Source organism: Lentibacillus sp. CBA3610 (assembly GCF_013373365.1).
Taxonomy (GTDB): Bacteria; Bacillota; Bacilli; order Bacillales; family Amphibacillaceae; genus Lentibacillus.
In genome coordinates this window covers 1,394,948-1,410,977 of the sequence record NZ_CP035925.1, presented here as the reverse complement: position 1 = coordinate 1,410,977, position 16,030 = coordinate 1,394,948, and the positions used below count along the sequence as shown (strand labels likewise).

Here is a 16,030-nt window from a genome sequence, read left to right as displayed (position 1 = left end):
TTTGGGCAAAACAAAAAGGTTAAATGTTGTTTCTCATTATATTAATCAATCAGCACTTCCAAAACATCATCAAGCGAAACAGCCGTATTTTCGTCGTTGTCAAATTTCAAAGTATTAGCCAATGTATCGGCTACCAACAACTTTCCCTTTATTTTTCGAGAGTCATGTGAATTATAATCGTAATATTCTACCTCAACTGTAAGATCGTTTTGTAAGGCAAGTTGTAATTTAGTATTGAGTCCATTCTAAAAAAATTAATCAAATGGATTTTTCCCCAACAGTTAAAAAATAGCCAGGTACTCTAAATATTTATGTTAAAATAAATCTAAAGATTATAACAAAATGGTATTGAATCAAACATTTTCGGTTTAAATTTTATGCAACAAACGGGCCAGATTGTTGAAGAAATCCGAAACCTTTAAAGAATTTAAGGCGTCTAATATTGCAAAGAGTTAAGATCGAGGAGGGCTATGTTTAGTGAAGAGGATATTTCTTTTTCTGATTGTTCTTCTAGCAAGTGTGTTAATGGCGGGATGCGGAACAAGTAACGATCCTGTTTCAAACAACCAAACAGGTTCTGATTCCCTTAGCGTGGATGACACAAATTCTGGCGAAAATAGTGCTGATTTCCAAGGTGTAATCCTAGAGTTGGGAAAGTCCAGCATTACGGTTGGAACAGATGATGTTGACCCTGAGGCATCTTATCCTGCATATGAAGTATTTATCGATAATCAAACGGACATCGAGGGAAACGTTAATAAATTTTCAAGGTTAAAGGCAGAACAAAATGTGGAAATTTGGGTTAAAGGTAAATGGAATAATAACCCCGAAAACCAAATGATCGCCACTAAAATCATAGTCGGTAAAGAGTAAAAAAGTTCAGCAATCGGGCGCCATTCCGGAATAAAGGACAGTATCCAAATTGCCATTGTAGGGCGCTTGTCGTGAATAAGGTAAGTGCCATTTTTACAGTATAATATCGATTTAATTTTTAGCATTTTAAATAATTGGTGTTAAATAAATGGGCAGTATTGTTGAATGAGGGGAAATGAAAATGTTGAGTAAAATAAATATAGTTATGGCAATTACTGCTATAGCTCTTGGCTTTTATTATTTTTCTATAGATAATTTTAATATTTCGGCGGGTGTTTTTCCTTTATTTTTGACTATATTTTTCTTTTTTAGTGGTTTAGAAATAGTTAAGGAAGATAAAAGAAAGTGGGGGTATCTATACATTGTTACAGCACTCGTTATGTTTTCTGTTTCAATAAAGGAGTTTATTGGTAACTTTTTATAACAATCGGATGATTTATCTTTATCTTCAAATATCGGGCGCACTTGCGGAATAAAGGAAATTGCCCAATTTGTCATTGTAGGGCCATTTAACGGAACAAAAAGGGGGATGAAATGAGGAAAACTAATAAAGTTGTGTATTGTGAGATTCAACGTTTCCACCAAGTTTGGTTATGGATATTAGTTTTGTTGCTTGCTGGACTTATGTGGTATATCACAATCAAGCAGATTATTTTTGGAATCCCTATGGGCGATAACCCCGCTCCCGATTTACTATTAGTGATTTTTTGGTTGGCATTTGGAATTATCTTTCCAGTGTTTATGCTATGGATATGCAGATTAATCATTGAAGTACGCTCAGATGGGGTTTATATGCGCTTTGCCCCCTTTCATAAAGGCTATAAGTCTTTCTTGTTTAAGGACATTATTAGCTATAAACCCGTAGTATACAATTCGCTCAAGCGTTTTGGTGGTTGGGGAGTACGTTTTAACGCCAAAGGGGAAACAGCGTATAACATTAGTGGTAAACAAGGAGTAGAACTACAGTTCAGAAACAACAATGTTGTTGTAGGTACACAAAACTCAAATGAATTGATAAAAGCAATGGATTCGGTACAAAAATACAATGAAAATTAGTATGCCATTAACGGGCGCGAATATTTAATAACATCCTGCCTATGTTATTCAGTCCACTTTATTATTTTTAGCGACTAAGGTGTATTTAGTTCAATAAGGTTTATAGAATTTTTTTAAATTATAGGCATCATTCTAATCACAAGGGGATATGAGAGTGGGTATTACAACACCAATTTTAGCGTTGGTTGTCAGTATTGCGTACATCATTGTAGGTAAGATAATTGTCGGGAATAAAAAGAGAAAAATCTCTGACAAGTTTGGTAAAAATATTCAAATAGTCGGATTAGTGATATTTGGTGTTATTGGTATATCTTGCATTCTCTTTGTTTTAGATATTTCCAATAATGATGTTATGAAGTGGTTTTGGTTATTCTTTTTGACAATAACACTGGGCTTTCAATCATTTTTAGAGTGGAAGTTTCTGAGGGAAACCAGGGAATATATGGTTTCACTAGTTGTACTAATGATTGGGCTAATTTATATTTTAATTTTTATATTCTAATGTTTTATCTATAATTAATTTGAGTGCTTTAAATAGGTAACTGTGAAGTGTTCTTCCGCAACCGGGCGCGGTAATTGAATAAAAATTATTCCCATAAATTGTATTTATTGATCGGAATTCAATCTCACAGGGAGGATTCGTTATGAATCTCGGGAATGAGTACCTAAAAGTTGTACAGGAAAGATTTAAAAGTGTCAAAGACCTCGGGGATAAGACAATAAGTCAATTGTCGAACGACGAAATTCACTGGATTTTAAATGAAGCCTCAAATAGCGTTGCTGTTATAGCCAAACATTTAAGCGGAAATATGATTTCTAGATGGTCTGACTTTTAACTTTCGGATGGAGAAAAGCCGTACAGGAATCGACCAAGAATTGAGAATGATATAACGTCTAAAGAGGATGATAACAGTTTGGGAAAAAGGTTGAACAACTTTATTTGAAACATAAATGTTTAAGAGGAGCAAGATTTACTAAAAAATGTGTACATCCGTGGTGAAAGTCATACGGTATTAGACGCGATTGAAAGACAAATGGCTCACTATGCCTATCATATAGGGCAAATCGTTTATATTGGTAAACAAACAAAAGATGAGAATTGGGAAACCCTTAGTATCCCAAAAGGGAAATCAGAAGAATATTTACAACAAATGCTAAAAAGACATCAGTCATAAAGTCGTTAGCCTTTGTTCCATCATCGGGCGCATTTCAGGAATAACATTATGCCAATGAATATATAACAAGGAAATCGTTAGGGATGGATTTTTATGAAAGAAAAGGGGTCTCCCTTTGTTATTGCAATTGCTGGGGTTTCTGGTGGAGGAAAGACAGCAGTTACAGCACGATTGATTCAGGAACTAAATAATTCAAAGGCACTTATTTTGATGAACTACGATTTGAAGGTCCTGAGGATATTATAAAAGTGGTCGAGAGTGGATCTGATTATAATTTATGGAATTTAACCACTCTCATAGGGATTTAGAGATGCTTTGCGACCTCAATTATATTGTCTTGGATTTTCCATTCGCCTATAAACATTTCAAAACAAGTAAATTTATTGACCTCACTGTATTTATTGATACTCCATTGGATATTGCGTTAGCGCGCCGGGTTGCAAGGGACTTTAAGCAGGCCTCTACCGAAGATATCCTGTCAGATATGAAGAATTGCATCTCTCACGGAAGAAAAGGTTATATTGAAATGTTAAATACAATTAAGCCAAACTCCGACATTATCATTGATGGAACACCAACCGATATCAAAAATTGTAAGATCGAAATATACGAACAGGTAGAATAAATTTATGAGTATCTTCTGTCTAAGAATGGGTGTATGTAATTTTATTGAGAGAGGTGATTGCCTTTGCTTATAAGAAGAGCTGAAAAAGGTGATAATGAAGCAATTTGGAAAGTGCATACAGATGCTATAAAGAATGTGTGCAGCTCTCATTATACCCCCAATCAAGTAAATGCCTGGGCAGGAAAAATAAATCCAAATTCTTATTTGGAGAGCATTGAAAATAAGGAAATGCTCGTAGCAGAAATAAATGATGAAATTGTGGGATTTGGTCAACTTAATCTTAGTAATGGTGAAATTGAAGCCATATATGTTAGCTCGAATAATCCTAAAATGGGTGTAGGTCAGCAGTTGTTCCAAAATCTTGAAAGTATTGCCAAAGATAATGGACTGCAAAAGTTAAACTTGATTTCTTCACTAAATGCTTTTGGATTTTATAATCGGTTGGGTTTTATTCCAAATAAAGAAATGGGTCATAATATTTCAGATGGAACGGTCTTGAAATGTGTAGAGATGGAAAAAGATATTTTAAAATAGTTAATAGAGGACTTCCGTTAACGAGCGCTTTCGCGGAAAAACCTTTGTTCCCATTATTTGCTTCATTGGGTCATATTTTTTTGAAGTGGGCAAAATGATGAAAGGTTTTCTAATCATCCTTGGTATTGCAATGACAATAAATTTTGCTGGGGGATTTCTTATTCGTTTAATATGGGACTCAGATTTTTATATTGCTGAGTTCATAGGGGGCATTATAGGCATTATTGTTTTGGTCGTTGGGATATTTGCCAAGGGTAAAATGAAACCAGATGATAGTTCCTTTTGAAAATACACCTATAGCCTTTGCAATAAAAATATACTGCAAACGGGCGCTTTAATTGTGGGTGATTTAATTTATCCGAGAGGGGGTTGATGTTGCGCATAATAAAAGTGACGCTTGTTGGATTCTGGGAGTAATTATTTACGAGTATTTTTCGAGCCTATTGCAAAACGAGGAAATGGACTGGGAATTCGTAGTTAATTTCAGCATAGCTGGTTTTATAGGAATACTTATCGGAGTAGGGTTAAGAAATGTTTTTAAAAAAGACAAAAAATAAAAATCTGTATTCATTTTAATTACGTTATCGGGCGCAAATCCGGAATAAGGTTTGTACCGATCTTGGCTTATAGGAACAGATTGTTAAAGGAGGTTTTCACGTATTCGTGTAGAATAATTATTGAGGTTGTGAAGAATTACAATAAAATTAACGAAGCGGTATGATCTAAGAACAAAAAAATGGGAGGGAATTGAATGGAAGTAGAAATACCTGGTTTAGGAACTGGTTTAATTTTGTTGGCTGTTGGATTAGCGTTTGTGGGATATTTTATAGGAAAGGGCTTGCAGAATATTGGTGAACCAGATAAAGATAATTATAATTATAATCTTTTTATAAAAGAAAACGATCTGGAATTTTACTCTAATCTAAATAAAAAAGAGGTTCAAGAATTACTAAATAAATATCCTGATGCTCCTAAAATAGAACTAAATGGCACAACATATTATCCGTACAAACAATTCTTGGAATGGTTATCTTCTATTGAAGCCAACGAGAAATAAACTTATTAAATAAACGGGCGCTTTTCCCTAATAAGGAAAGGCGCCAAAATCGTATATAGGGTGATAGTGTCGTGTAAGATGAAACCTATGGGGTTAGATACCGTATAAATATTATAGATTTATGTTTTTAGATGTTAAACTACAGAGCACATTTGCAGACAGCTGCCAAAGGAAAGAATTTCAAGTAGTAAAATAAGGGGGTATAAAATAATTTGAAGATATCATGGATTTTCTGGTGGATATCAAATGTTTTTTGGATGATTCTTTTTGTTGTAGGTACAGTGTTTGTTTGGTCAAGAGAGGTGGATGGTTCGGGTGCTGTACAAACGCCTGAGACTAAATTATTGTCGTTTTTGGTTTTATTGCTTGCATTTTTAATTCCGGCAATAATTCAAGTTATATGGTTAATTATTAATTTGGTAATTAACAATAACAAAAAAGCTAATATTCAACAGTAACTATGCTGCAAACAGGGCGCTTTCGCGGAAGAAACTTGTTGTTTTCTAGGTCAAGTGAGCAAGTAAGAAGGAGTTCTTTCAAGTACTGTTGAAATAGTATTTATATCTGATCATTTTTAAAAGTCAACGGTTAGTTTATTCTATAGGAGGTTCTCAATTGATACATCAATCATTTGTTCATTTGACACTTCAAGGATTAAAACGAAGATTAGATAAAGATAATAATTTGCTTATACAAAAACCTGAAGGTATGTTGTTAAAAGCTGAATGTAAATTTAATGAACCTGCAAGTTTGAAGGATATAAACGATTTTGAAAAAGAGACTGGTTGGAAAATCCCGGATGATTTGCAAAATTTTTTATTACATCACAATGGAGCATTAATTTTTGAGAGTGAATATGGTGGAGGAATGGAATTATTTAGTTTAAATGAAATGAAATCAAACCATTTATCCCATATGCCTGGTTATTGCTATCCAATTGGTTACTATGCAGAAGAATATTTATTTGTTAATTCTGAAAAGTGCGAGGACTATGAGTTAGATTACCTATTATGGGATGATTCATCTTCACCGGTTGATCGATGGGAAAGATTAAACTCAAATTTTGAGCTTTGGTTTGATAGATTTATTATTTCTCAAGGTTCGCATTTTTGGGAATGGAATATAATTAAACCAGAAAATTATTATAAATAAATAAATAAATCTATTTAGTTTTGAGTTATAGGGGTTAAACAATACGAACGGGCGCCTATCAGGAATAAGGATTGGTACCCTTCCAAAACCAAATTGTTGAGATGAACTAATCTGTTAGTGATAATTTAATCCGTATAGGGGCTGAAAAGTTGAAATTCAAACCGAAAAAAAGTTTGTTTCATTTTATTATGAACTACATTATGCTGGCATCCCTAATAACGGCTATATTGGCAATTTTATTTGTACCAACTAATGATGGTTCTTCAATTATGTTAAAAGGGTTCATAGCAATCTTTTTGTTAGTTGCTAGTATATACTTAGGTTGGGTTTGGTGGGGAGCATATTATTCAATTGAAGACGATGTTTTACTTATTTCTTTTGGTCCGCATAAGGCTAAAGTCCCCATAGATGACATTATCTCAATTAAATATACTAAGGGTATTCTCGCGGATGCCACCTTTTCTTTTGATAAGTATGAAATTATCTATGGCAAATTAACCACTGAAATTGCAATGGTCTCACCCAAAAGTAAAGTTGCTTTTATTTCCTATTTACAAAGGAAAAACCCTAATATCCATATAAATGATTAATGTAAAGTCAAAATGGTGGATGAGAGAGTTTTACTGTTTTATTTCAAAAATACCGGTTAATAGCTTAAACGACTATTCCATAATAGGGCGCTTTAATCTAAGAAGCGATTAACAATTGGAGTGGTGCATATTAGTGATAAAAACAATAATAAAAAAGATGATACATCTTTGAAGATTGTATCTTACTGGTTTGCTATACCTCGGATATGGCGCAGAAGCTTTTTTTGGGGTGTTATGTTCATATTGGCAGTAGTTGGCTGGGTTAAAATAATAAATGAATATTTCTAAAGTATTAGATTCAACGTACCAGCTAATAGCAAAAAAACTATTCAAGAAGAGGGCGATTTTCTCTAATAAGGAATAGCTCCAATATTGCATCATAGGGCCATTTGGTATAAACACTTTCAGCGTTTATGAATAACTGTATATTGGAGGTAGAATAAATAATGGAAATATGGATACCTGTCATAGTAGCTTTAATTGGTTCAGTTTCTTCATACTTTTTGGCAACATATAAAGGCAAAACAGAGCTTAGAAATTTAAAGAATCAGCAAGAAGCCGATTTAAAAAAGATGGAGGAACAACGGAAAGCTGATTTAGAAAAAATGGAGAAGCAGCATGCCCAGGAGATAGATAGAATTAAAACTGAAATACAGAGTAAATCAGAACTGTATGAAAAGCAAGCTCAAACAGATGCTATCAAAAATATTATGGAGGATCCAAAAATAACTGAATACGTCATGAAAGAGGCGTTTAAACAGATGGGGAAGTAGTTTAATCTGCTTAACAAATCCTTTTTGGATCATAACCTTTCTGCAATCGGGCGCCTTCGCGGAATAAGAAAGGGAGTGTAAATGCATTGGATAAAAATAAAAGTTATAGAAGGTTCAAGTTGATATTTCACTCATTTATATTCATCTTTGCTGTAGGTCTAATTTTAGCTTCTATTGCTGGATGGAATGAGATGGACCGAGCAATGCTTTATTTAATCTTAGGAATTGTTTTTGCAGCGGAAAGCATATTTGGATTTTATAAGAATTTTAGACAAAGATTGGCAGAATAAAATATTCAATCACCGGGAGCTTATCCGGAATAATGGGAAGCGCCCATATTGGCATTGTAAGGCCAAATAGTTTAATAACATTGGAACGGGAAACCGTGGGAGTCAGTCAATGGCGACAATATAACCCAATTTCGGCTAGTCGGTTGATAAAAAATGAGAAAAATAATAATACCACAGAAACAGAAAAAGGACTTCCCTCCAAGTCCCTTTCCAATTTATTTTCATCTGAAATGGAATATTTTTTTACCGTTACTTTCGATTTAAAATAAATATAGCTCCACCAAACCCTAGAATGCACCATACCATTAGGTTAATATAATTTCCTATCGTTGCATCAAAGGTAGATGCAGCCAGGGAAGCGCGCATCACTTCTGCCATCGAATAAATTGGTAACACTTCATGGAGTGACTGAAGCCATTCCGGCAGCCGATCCATTGGAAAATTCACTGGGGAAAACATAAGTGCTCCAAATACTACAGCCTGAGAAATGCCCATCGATGCTACTGGTGACAACAGATAGGAAAATCCATATCCAATACCGATGGAGGTTAATGCAATCATGAGTAATGCAGGGACTACTGTCCAGGAGATATCGTATCCCGGAGTGAACATAAGGTGTGCAACAATAGTTGAAACGATTATTCCCGGCAAGGTAATTAACAACCATATCGTTGTGTCTGCTCCAAGAATGACGGAACGATTCACCGGCCATGTACGCATATACTCCATATATCCATCTGTCTTTGCATTACCGATTTGCTGAGGCAGAATTACCAGCCCTGTAAAAATGAATATAATCGTCGGAGCACCTGTTGCTAAAAATAGAATAGTTTCTGTATCCGGATTTGGAATAAGATAGGTGAATCCTATTACAATCCCTATGGATATCAGGATTTGCAGTAAAGCAATAAATATAAAAAACCCGGCATTTCTAATAAGCTGAATTTGAAAAACATACTTGTAATGGCTGACTATACCCATTACAACACCGCCTCTTTTTTTGCAGTTAATTCAATATACGCATCCTCAATGGTAGTTGGAGACAAGGCGTAGTCTATAACAAGTCCTTTATCTGCCTGATCCTTTGCCCAATTAACGGTGGATGATACTTTGGATGGATCCATAGAGAAAACGAGACGCGAACCGTTCTGATGAGAAGAAAGCGCCCAACTGGGAACCTCGATATGTTTTAATTCCTTTTCTAAACTGAGCTCAATTCTCATCCGGTCACCCACTGAACTTTTTACTTCTGATGGATCTCCTTGTATTAGGATTTTTCCTTTATCCATAATAGCCACTCGATCCACCGCCTTTTCCGCTTCCATGACATTGTGGGTTACTAAAATCACTGAGTTTCCATTCTTCGTCAGGTCACGTATCACCTGCCAAAGATAGCGTCTGCGAACTGGGTCAACATCATTGGTAGGCTCATCAAGGATGACTAATTCACCCGGGGCAACCACCGCCATGCAAAAGGTTGTTAGACGTTTGGCACCACCTGAAAGCTTTTCACCTTCTGTGTTTGCCCACTCCCCCATATCCAATGCCTCAAAAAGCTTCTCTACCCGCTTCGGATTGAACTTTTTCCCGGCTCGCATTTTCCCCATCAGTGTTACTGCCTGCTTTGGCGTAAGTAACCCCAATGGCACCTGAGATTGCGGCTGCACGGAGCAAATAGACCTGGCACGGGCAGGTGACTGCATTACTGATTCACCCAACAGTTCTATGTCACCATCGTCAGGCGTTAACAGTCCTAATATTTGATTCACCAACGTAGTTTTACCGGCACCATTCTGTCCGAGAAGCCCAAATATTTCGCCTTTATTAATCGTAAATGTGAGATTGTCATTGGCAACATTCCTGGATTTTCCTTTACCGCGAAAAACTTTCGTGACACCTTTTACATCGAGAATCATTTATCCACTCCCTCCTTTGTCATATAAACCCTTTCAATGAAATCGATGACATCTTTATTCATTGGGTAAAAAGCAATGCCCTCCTTTAAATTTTGCAGTGCTTCCCACACATTTCCCATCAATTCTTTATCATTTCCAAACATTTCATCTGACTGATTTGCCCAGTTTTCTACCAGCTGCTTGGCCTTATCTGAAGCCGGGTCAATGTCAAGGTTATTTTTGATGTCCTGAATGACCTTTATCCAATCTCTGATGTCTTCTTCACTCATATTTTGCGGATTCATATCCATGATTTTTTTCATCTCGTTTTTATTCAGGTAATCCTCATATTGCTTTAAGGCATCTAAAGGATCCTGCTGGTACAACTGAATAATTCCAAAAATAATTTGCCAGTTAATCTCTCCCTCTATATCAATAGAATAAAAGACACCGAGCAGTGCTTGTTCCAGCGTCTGCAGTCGTTCCTGTTCCCGTTTAATCAATTCCAGTTGCTGCTGGATCGATTCCTGCCAGTTCGAAGTGGAGTTTTCCATGATGTCTTTAATTTGCTCCAGTGAAAACCCCATATATTTTAACGCTAAAACACGTTCCAGCCGCATGACGTCATCTTCACTGTATAAACGGTGCCCTCCTTCCGTTTTTGATGAAGGTTGAATCAAACCAATCTCATCATAATAATCCAATGTCCTCACCGTAACTCCCGTATTCTTTGATAGCTTTCCAATCGTGTACATGGCTTCACCTCATCTTTATTTTCTTTAGTATAAAACAACACGTAACGTGTTGTTCAATAGGTAAAGGAAAAATTTTTATCATCCCTCTTCTTGAATCGAGGCGCCTATCTGGAATAAGAATCGGTGTCCTATCTTGCGGGGAGTCGTTATTTTCTTGACTAAAGAAAATCCTTTGAACGTTTTATGTCTCATCGAATATAAGATATAATAGGAGTACAACTAAATGGAGGTGCTGATATGTCTATTCCGGATAAAATTATCAAGGAAATTGACATGTTGAGTGAGGGTGAAAGGCAAAAGGTACTCGATAAAATTAAAGAAAAGTATATGGCTAGGGATGTTATTTTACTAAGTGAAAATTATGCCTGGTGGAATAATGAGGAGGATGACATCTATAATGACCAGTAGGATGAAACAGGGTGATGTTTGGTTGGCAGATGTCCTTTTCAAAGGAACTCGTCAAACTAAGCAGCGCTAATGTTTTATTGTCGGAAATGAATTGGCATTGGATGTGGATGTCATTATTGCTCCGATTACCAGCCAACAGCCACGAAATCAATTTGATGTAGTTTTGGAGTATTGGAACGAGGCCGGGTTATTAAAACCATCTGTGGCACGTACTTCAAAAATTATTTCTGTACATGGATCTGAATTGAAACGGCATATAGGTGTATTACATAAGCATGTTCTTGACCGAGTACTTCATATGTGCAGAAAATTATTTTAGCAGTGTAGCTTGTCCTATTCCATTAATACCAGCCAATAGCTGTCAACATTCAAGGCTAAAAAAGTTTTAAAAAACATGTTACACTACAAATTGAGCATACCAAATAGCCTTACTGCTGAACCAGTAAGGTTTCAGAGTATTGTGAACTTTAATAGTTTCTTAGGATTGATCTACAAAGACTTCCTGACGCTTGAACATGGCATGAATCCAGTGAACGAGTTTATTGGTACAGGCAATCACAGCGACCCTGTGTGGCTTGCCCTCGTTTCTTTTGCGATTATAAAAGGCTATCAGTTTCTTGTTTCGGTTTTTGGCAAGACCGCATTGCACAGCTGTGTAAAGGGCCTGGCGCAATCGTGATGACCCTCTTTTGGTGATACGGTTGATGGATGCTTTATACTTGCCTGACTCAAAAACACTTGGGTCTAGTCCTGCATAAGCAGCCAGTTGCTTTGCGCGTTCGAACTGATTGATTCCCCCGATTTCGGAGATAATTGTAGCTGCAAGCTTATCTCCAATCCCGGGAATCGACTGGATCAATCCATGGTCTTCAAAAGACCGAGTCAGGGCATCTATTTCTCGTTTTTTAATTGGGATAGGTGCTCTTGATATTGAAAAAGCATCTGAATATACATCTGTAAGCTGACAATATGACCCTGACAGATAGGATGCTGAAAGGGATTACGGTCTGCCGCAGCCTTTAATTGGTCTGCTTTATCCAAAAACCATGCGTCGGAACGCTTAGCCCCGAATTGACACATATCGTCGGCTAATGTTTGTTGAGAGACTTTTTGAATAGCCGAAGCAGTCGGATAATGCAGTAAGGTGTTCAACGATAACTTGCCACAAAGATCACTGAAGACATTATGATATTCCGGAAAAATATGATCGACTGCAGCTTGGAACTGCAATTTTACTTCAACATAGCTATCCGTTAAAGCACTGTGCTGTCTGGTTAATTGACGCAGATCCAGGTATTGCTCGGTTTTCTTCTGAAAGGCTTCCAGATCTTCTTTATAGTACAACTCACCTAGATGATACGCATCGACTTTGTCTGTTTTCACCTTACGCAGACCCGTTTTTTTGGCCTCATAAGAAACGACCGGATTGATGACATAATACGTGATAGCCTGATCCTCCAGAAATTGAAGCACAGGTTCATGATAGTGCCCGGTGGATTCGAAAATGACGGCCGGAGGCTGACCGGCAACCTGTTCCACTTCCTGATAAAACTGATAAAACGTGTGAAGTCCTTGTAGATGGTGCGCAAATTTAAAGCTTTGCTTATACGTTTTTTTCCTTTGTAAAAAGGCTTGGACCTGGCTTTCTCCTTTGGCGACATCCAGGCCGATAACAGGATTCATAACTGATCACAACTCCTTAAATAGATTCGTCGGTGCGCCCCTCACATTCCTTGTAGTGTCATAGCTTCGCTTGTTATGCGGGATCGTGTCCCAACCAGCCTCAAACATGTTTCTACAAGGAAGGGGTGGACAGTATTACGGACGGGATCAGTGTCCCACGGGCGCAGACGTCCTCCCCCGACTTCCTCAAGCATAGAAAACCTATAAAAAATAGGTCAACCAGTTCAATGACCGGCTGACCTTATAATACGATCGGGCCATTTAACGGAATAAAATTAAAGTGGCCATTTGGGTTATTCTGGCTTCGTAGCATAAAGAATGTATTATAAAAGATGGTGTCTAAAGTAATGGATATCATTTTGGCCTAATTAAAAGTTCAAAAGTGAGGATTTTTGATGAATCAGGTTAATTTTAGTGATGAGATAATTGGTTATCAATGTATAAAATGCAAAAGAGAATATCCATTAGAAGATATGTACGAAGGGTGTCCTAGATGTAAGTCTAATGGCAAGCCATCCAGTGTAAAACCTATCTACCAAGGCTTCTTCAACGGTGAAAATTGGCTTCCATTTCAAATGGCAGTTAGTCTTGGTGAGGGTAGTACACCATTACTTGATGTAGCAACAAACCATGGAAACTTTTACATAAAAAATGAAGCCTCAAACCCTACAGGTTCTCATAAAGATCGTATGAGTTCATTTACAATATCAATGGCAATCGCAAATGGATATCGAGGAGTTGTGGCTGCTTCAAGCGGAAATGCAGGTTTATCACTTGCTTCGTATGCGAGTTATGCAAACATTCCTTGTGTTATTATATCTACTGATAATCTGAATGAACAGTTAGCTTCTTATATAAAGAGTACTGGTGCTGAATTGGTATTAACAAAAACATCTTTAGAAAGATGGGAATTGACCAAGGAGTATGTCAAAGATGGATTTCTTTCTGCTACGAATTATATTGATCCGCCAGTGGGAAGTCAGCCCATCGGTATACAGGCTTATAAATTAGTTGCAAGGGAATGTTACGGTCAGTTAGGGTCTAATCCCAATGCATTAGTTATTCCTACATCCCGAGGAGATTTAATTTGGGGAATCTATGAAGGTTTTTCTGAACTTAAGCAAGCGAAATTTATTGAAAAAATTCCTAAATTATTTGCGGTGGAACCGTTTGAAAGGATTAGTAAAGTTTTAGATGGTGAAAAATATACGAATCACTTTAACCAAAATACAAATTTAAAATCAATAGCCGGAGCAACGGTTACATGGCAATCTTTACAGGCGGTCATTGAAAGTAACGGATATGCTATTAATGTAACAGAGGAAGAAGCATTGGATGCTCAAGCATTGATGGGTAGAACAGGAATCCATTTAGAGTTATCATCGTCCACGGCAATTGCTGCAATTAAACAAATTAGGAAGGATAAATTAGTAGAAGGAAATGATAGCATAATAGCAGTGACAACTTCCTCAAGGTTTACGCCAATATAAAATCGGATCTACCGCAAACGGGGCGCTAATCTTTTATAAGAATTAGCGCCAATATTTCATTCATGGGACTTTTTAGAAAAGTGGCTAAGTTGCCGGAGCTTCTTTCCAGTCAATTATTCTTGAATGACTGATGTTAACGTTCCCTTTAACCATAATGTGGGGCATCGCATGAAAATGAGCACCAAATTTCCCTTCTTCGTGCAATAATTGATACCATTTCAACGTTTTGTTCGGTAAGGCTGTCAATTCCTTATAGTCTTCTACTCGTATGAGCTCGAAATTTTTATCTTTAAAAGGCGTACCTACCGTATGGTCAGGATCGTAGTGATAAATAGCTGTTGGCTTATCTTGAATTTCGGTAATAGGAATTTGAAAGAACTGCAAGGAACGCGATATAGTTTTTCCAACATAAACCCACCCTTGGTATATCATATTTGGATGAATTGGACAGAGCTGAACCACGTCGTTCCATAGGCAATCAAGTTTTGGAATTTTAGTATTCGGTAGTCGTTTGCGCTGCGGATGATCGTTGTACTTCGCAATTTCTTTTTTATAAATTTCGGGTTGACTTACCTTTAGGTTATTGAGCGGTATTAACTGGCTTCCCACCATATCTTTTGGCACTACATGATACAAGTACTCCATGAACTTACCCCTTTCCCCTTTGAAATAATAATTCCATCATAGTGCTTAAAACGAGTAATTTATAGTCTGTTTTTCATTTTTAAAATAAGGTATAATGGAATTAGAAAAATTCAATAAACTGTTGATGCCTTAGTTTGAGAAATTAAAGATAAAATCATTATTTTGGTGTTCCACAAAAGGGCCCACGAATCGAATAAGATCAACGCCTAGTTTGCTCTTGTCGGCCCATATAGTTGAACAAATGGAAGTTTTGCTGTTTTTAAACAACACAACAAAAAGGAGAATATTCAATGTCAGAGAACTATCCCTATTATTACAGGACTTGGTTTGTCGTATTTATGTTAATTTTGTTTTTCCCAGCAGGGCTTACCCTTATGTGGAAAGGTAATAAGTTTGGAGAAACGGGTCGGATTATTATATCTGCCTTTGGACTATCACTGTTATATCCTCTTATACTAAGGATTAAGAAACAATCGTCTTAAACAATCGGGCGCGCTTCAGGAATAAAGAACAGAGTCCAATTTGCCATTGTAGGGCCAGTTTGTTGAACAAGGCTTTTGCGCAGTGTAAATCAATGCGGAGTAAAGATTATTGATATTTTAATTGTATGAGTAAATTTGTATAAGGGGGTAGTGGACAAATGAAGAAGGTATATTACGATTTTAGAGAATGTGGTGGTTTAATTATAATGTTAACCGTTTCAGGTTTGATATCATTTGCTATTTCGGCAGTGTTTTTCTTCATCGGTGGGTGGGAAGTGTTAACTAGACCCTGGGCAGCTGCAAGTAGTACCTACTCCATTTGGTGTGTCTTTTTCTTGTTATTGGGGATTATTTTGTTTCTATTTAACATCTCTGTTCATAAAATTTGTAAGGACGTAGCAACGCTGTTAAAAGAGGTTGAGGATAATAAATCAAAGACTGCAAAAGGGTAGTAATAATTCTAAAAGCTTATTGGATTATTCTTTTAACGGGCGCGAGAACGGAATAAGAGTCAGCGCCCAGTTTACTATTGTCGGTTCATATTATG

At 36.6% G+C, this 16,030-nt stretch carries 22 protein-coding genes and 2 pseudogenes; 19 read left to right on the top strand and 5 right to left on the bottom strand.

Annotated features, from left to right (window positions below; genetic code table 11):
* The first annotated feature begins 477 nt into the window (after nt 1–477).
* From Len3610_RS07140 to Len3610_RS07075, 15 genes and pseudogenes are all read left to right on the top strand, one after another.
* Nucleotides 478–873 (top strand): hypothetical protein, encoded by a 396-nt coding sequence (locus Len3610_RS07140; protein ID WP_176447334.1) that lies wholly within the window; start codon nt 478–480, stop codon nt 871–873.
* A 181-nt stretch (nt 874–1,054) separates the two neighbouring features.
* A complete protein-coding gene (locus Len3610_RS07135; protein ID WP_176447333.1) occupies nt 1,055–1,297 on the top strand; it encodes a hypothetical protein in 243 nt (80 codons plus the stop codon).
* A gap of 110 nt (nt 1,298–1,407) precedes the next feature.
* On the top strand, nt 1,408–1,929 hold the full coding sequence (locus tag Len3610_RS07130) for a DUF6141 family protein (protein WP_176447332.1): 522 nt from the start codon (nt 1,408–1,410) through the stop codon (nt 1,927–1,929).
* 154 nt (nt 1,930–2,083) lie between these two features.
* A complete protein-coding gene (locus Len3610_RS07125; RefSeq protein ID WP_068446691.1) occupies nt 2,084–2,431 on the top strand; it encodes a DUF4181 domain-containing protein in 348 nt (115 codons plus the stop codon).
* Between the two features lie 142 nt (nt 2,432–2,573).
* A pseudogene (locus Len3610_RS07120) lies at nt 2,574–3,104 on the top strand (DUF1572 family protein).
* A gap of 93 nt (nt 3,105–3,197) precedes the next feature.
* Entirely contained in the window at nt 3,198–3,350 is a 153-nt protein-coding gene (locus tag Len3610_RS21740; RefSeq protein ID WP_369693653.1) for a nucleoside/nucleotide kinase family protein, read from the top strand.
* Between the two features lie 31 nt (nt 3,351–3,381).
* Nucleotides 3,382–3,729 carry a nucleoside/nucleotide kinase family protein gene (locus tag Len3610_RS07115; protein WP_369693652.1) on the top strand — a complete coding sequence of 116 codons (348 nt, stop codon included), beginning with the start codon at nt 3,382–3,384 and terminating at the stop codon, nt 3,727–3,729.
* Between the two features lie 63 nt (nt 3,730–3,792).
* Nucleotides 3,793–4,263 (top strand): GNAT family N-acetyltransferase, encoded by a 471-nt coding sequence (locus Len3610_RS07110; RefSeq protein WP_176447331.1) that lies wholly within the window; start codon nt 3,793–3,795, stop codon nt 4,261–4,263.
* A gap of 94 nt (nt 4,264–4,357) precedes the next feature.
* The gene (locus tag Len3610_RS07105) at nt 4,358–4,549 is read left to right on the top strand and encodes a hypothetical protein (protein ID WP_176447330.1); all 192 of its coding nucleotides are present in this window, start codon (nt 4,358–4,360) and stop codon (nt 4,547–4,549) included.
* Between the two features lie 465 nt (nt 4,550–5,014).
* Nucleotides 5,015–5,320, top strand: coding sequence for a DNA-binding protein (locus tag Len3610_RS07100; RefSeq protein ID WP_176447329.1), 306 nt, complete (start codon nt 5,015–5,017; stop codon nt 5,318–5,320).
* Between the two features lie 212 nt (nt 5,321–5,532).
* On the top strand, nt 5,533–5,778 hold the full coding sequence (locus Len3610_RS07095) for a DUF3923 family protein (protein ID WP_176447328.1): 246 nt from the start codon (nt 5,533–5,535) through the stop codon (nt 5,776–5,778).
* A gap of 157 nt (nt 5,779–5,935) precedes the next feature.
* Nucleotides 5,936–6,472, top strand: a complete 537-nt coding sequence (locus Len3610_RS07090) for an SMI1/KNR4 family protein (RefSeq protein ID WP_176447327.1) — start codon at nt 5,936–5,938, stop codon at nt 6,470–6,472.
* A gap of 149 nt (nt 6,473–6,621) precedes the next feature.
* Nucleotides 6,622–7,062 (top strand): PH domain-containing protein, encoded by a 441-nt coding sequence (locus Len3610_RS07085; RefSeq protein ID WP_176447326.1) that lies wholly within the window; start codon nt 6,622–6,624, stop codon nt 7,060–7,062.
* 446 nt (nt 7,063–7,508) lie between these two features.
* Entirely contained in the window at nt 7,509–7,835 is a 327-nt protein-coding gene (locus Len3610_RS07080) for a hypothetical protein (RefSeq protein WP_176447325.1), read from the top strand.
* An 86-nt stretch (nt 7,836–7,921) separates the two neighbouring features.
* Complete coding sequence (locus Len3610_RS07075; RefSeq protein ID WP_176447324.1) at nt 7,922–8,125, top strand: hypothetical protein; 204 nt, start codon at nt 7,922–7,924, stop codon at nt 8,123–8,125.
* A 249-nt stretch (nt 8,126–8,374) separates the two neighbouring features.
* Here the strand turns inward: Len3610_RS07075 and Len3610_RS07070 are convergent, their stop codons facing one another.
* From Len3610_RS07070 to Len3610_RS07060, 3 genes are read right to left on the bottom strand one after another with little or no spacing between them, the layout of a single operon-like run.
* Nucleotides 8,375–9,106 carry an ABC transporter permease gene (locus Len3610_RS07070; protein WP_176447323.1) on the bottom strand — a complete coding sequence of 244 codons (732 nt, stop codon included), beginning with the start codon at nt 9,104–9,106 and terminating at the stop codon, nt 8,375–8,377.
* Nucleotides 9,106–10,041 carry an ABC transporter ATP-binding protein gene (locus Len3610_RS07065; protein WP_176447322.1) on the bottom strand — a complete coding sequence of 312 codons (936 nt, stop codon included), beginning with the start codon at nt 10,039–10,041 and terminating at the stop codon, nt 9,106–9,108. Before Len3610_RS07065 ends, Len3610_RS07070 begins: the two co-directional genes overlap by 1 nt.
* Nucleotides 10,038–10,775: a MerR family transcriptional regulator gene (locus tag Len3610_RS07060; RefSeq protein ID WP_176447321.1), complete on the bottom strand. Its 738-nt coding sequence runs from the start codon at nt 10,773–10,775 to the stop codon at nt 10,038–10,040. Before Len3610_RS07060 ends, Len3610_RS07065 begins: the two co-directional genes overlap by 4 nt.
* A gap of 237 nt (nt 10,776–11,012) precedes the next feature.
* On the opposite strand from Len3610_RS07060, the gene Len3610_RS07055 reads away from it, so the two are divergent.
* Complete coding sequence (locus Len3610_RS07055; protein WP_176447320.1) at nt 11,013–11,183, top strand: hypothetical protein; 171 nt, start codon at nt 11,013–11,015, stop codon at nt 11,181–11,183.
* 103 nt (nt 11,184–11,286) lie between these two features.
* The gene (locus Len3610_RS07050; RefSeq protein ID WP_255259891.1) at nt 11,287–11,502 is read left to right on the top strand and encodes a type II toxin-antitoxin system PemK/MazF family toxin; all 216 of its coding nucleotides are present in this window, start codon (nt 11,287–11,289) and stop codon (nt 11,500–11,502) included.
* A gap of 159 nt (nt 11,503–11,661) precedes the next feature.
* Here the strand turns inward: Len3610_RS07050 and Len3610_RS07045 are convergent.
* Nucleotides 11,662–12,866 (bottom strand): annotated as a pseudogene (locus tag Len3610_RS07045) (IS110 family transposase).
* Nucleotides 12,867–13,261: 395 nt separating this feature from the next.
* Between Len3610_RS07045 and Len3610_RS07040 the strand changes: the two are divergent.
* The gene (locus Len3610_RS07040) at nt 13,262–14,356 is read left to right on the top strand and encodes a pyridoxal-phosphate dependent enzyme (protein WP_176447319.1); all 1,095 of its coding nucleotides are present in this window, start codon (nt 13,262–13,264) and stop codon (nt 14,354–14,356) included.
* Nucleotides 14,357–14,440: 84 nt separating this feature from the next.
* On the opposite strand, the gene Len3610_RS07035 is transcribed toward Len3610_RS07040, so the two are convergent.
* Entirely contained in the window at nt 14,441–15,001 is a 561-nt protein-coding gene (locus tag Len3610_RS07035; protein ID WP_176447318.1) for a group-specific protein, read from the bottom strand.
* Nucleotides 15,002–15,641: 640 nt separating this feature from the next.
* Here Len3610_RS07035 and Len3610_RS07030 point away from each other — a divergent pair.
* Nucleotides 15,642–15,935 (top strand): hypothetical protein, encoded by a 294-nt coding sequence (locus tag Len3610_RS07030; RefSeq protein WP_176447317.1) that lies wholly within the window; start codon nt 15,642–15,644, stop codon nt 15,933–15,935.
* Nucleotides 15,936–16,030 lie beyond the last annotated feature (95 nt).

Bases quoted from the DNA above. Each gene is read 5' to 3' on its own strand.
- Len3610_RS07065 (WP_176447322.1), bottom strand. From the start codon at position 10,041: ATGATTCTCGATGTAAAAGGTGTCACGAAAGTTTTTCGCGGTAAAGGA.
- Len3610_RS07040 (WP_176447319.1), top strand. From the start codon at position 13,262: ATGAATCAGGTTAATTTTAGTGATGAGATAATTGGTTATCAATGTATA.
- Len3610_RS07055 (WP_176447320.1), top strand. From the start codon at position 11,013: ATGTCTATTCCGGATAAAATTATCAAGGAAATTGACATGTTGAGTGAG.
- Len3610_RS07135 (WP_176447333.1), top strand. From the start codon at position 1,055: ATGTTGAGTAAAATAAATATAGTTATGGCAATTACTGCTATAGCTCTT.
- Len3610_RS07105 (WP_176447330.1), top strand. From the start codon at position 4,358: ATGATGAAAGGTTTTCTAATCATCCTTGGTATTGCAATGACAATAAAT.
- Len3610_RS07070 (WP_176447323.1), bottom strand. From the start codon at position 9,106: ATGGGTATAGTCAGCCATTACAAGTATGTTTTTCAAATTCAGCTTATT.
- Len3610_RS21740 (WP_369693653.1), top strand. From the start codon at position 3,198: ATGAAAGAAAAGGGGTCTCCCTTTGTTATTGCAATTGCTGGGGTTTCT.
- Len3610_RS07115 (WP_369693652.1), top strand. From the start codon at position 3,382: ATGGAATTTAACCACTCTCATAGGGATTTAGAGATGCTTTGCGACCTC.
- Len3610_RS07080 (WP_176447325.1), top strand. From the start codon at position 7,509: ATGGAAATATGGATACCTGTCATAGTAGCTTTAATTGGTTCAGTTTCT.
- Len3610_RS07030 (WP_176447317.1), top strand. From the start codon at position 15,642: ATGAAGAAGGTATATTACGATTTTAGAGAATGTGGTGGTTTAATTATA.
- Len3610_RS07060 (WP_176447321.1), bottom strand. From the start codon at position 10,775: ATGTACACGATTGGAAAGCTATCAAAGAATACGGGAGTTACGGTGAGG.
- Len3610_RS07130 (WP_176447332.1), top strand. From the start codon at position 1,408: ATGAGGAAAACTAATAAAGTTGTGTATTGTGAGATTCAACGTTTCCAC.
- Len3610_RS07100 (WP_176447329.1), top strand. From the start codon at position 5,015: ATGGAAGTAGAAATACCTGGTTTAGGAACTGGTTTAATTTTGTTGGCT.
- Len3610_RS07035 (WP_176447318.1), bottom strand. From the start codon at position 15,001: ATGGAGTACTTGTATCATGTAGTGCCAAAAGATATGGTGGGAAGCCAG.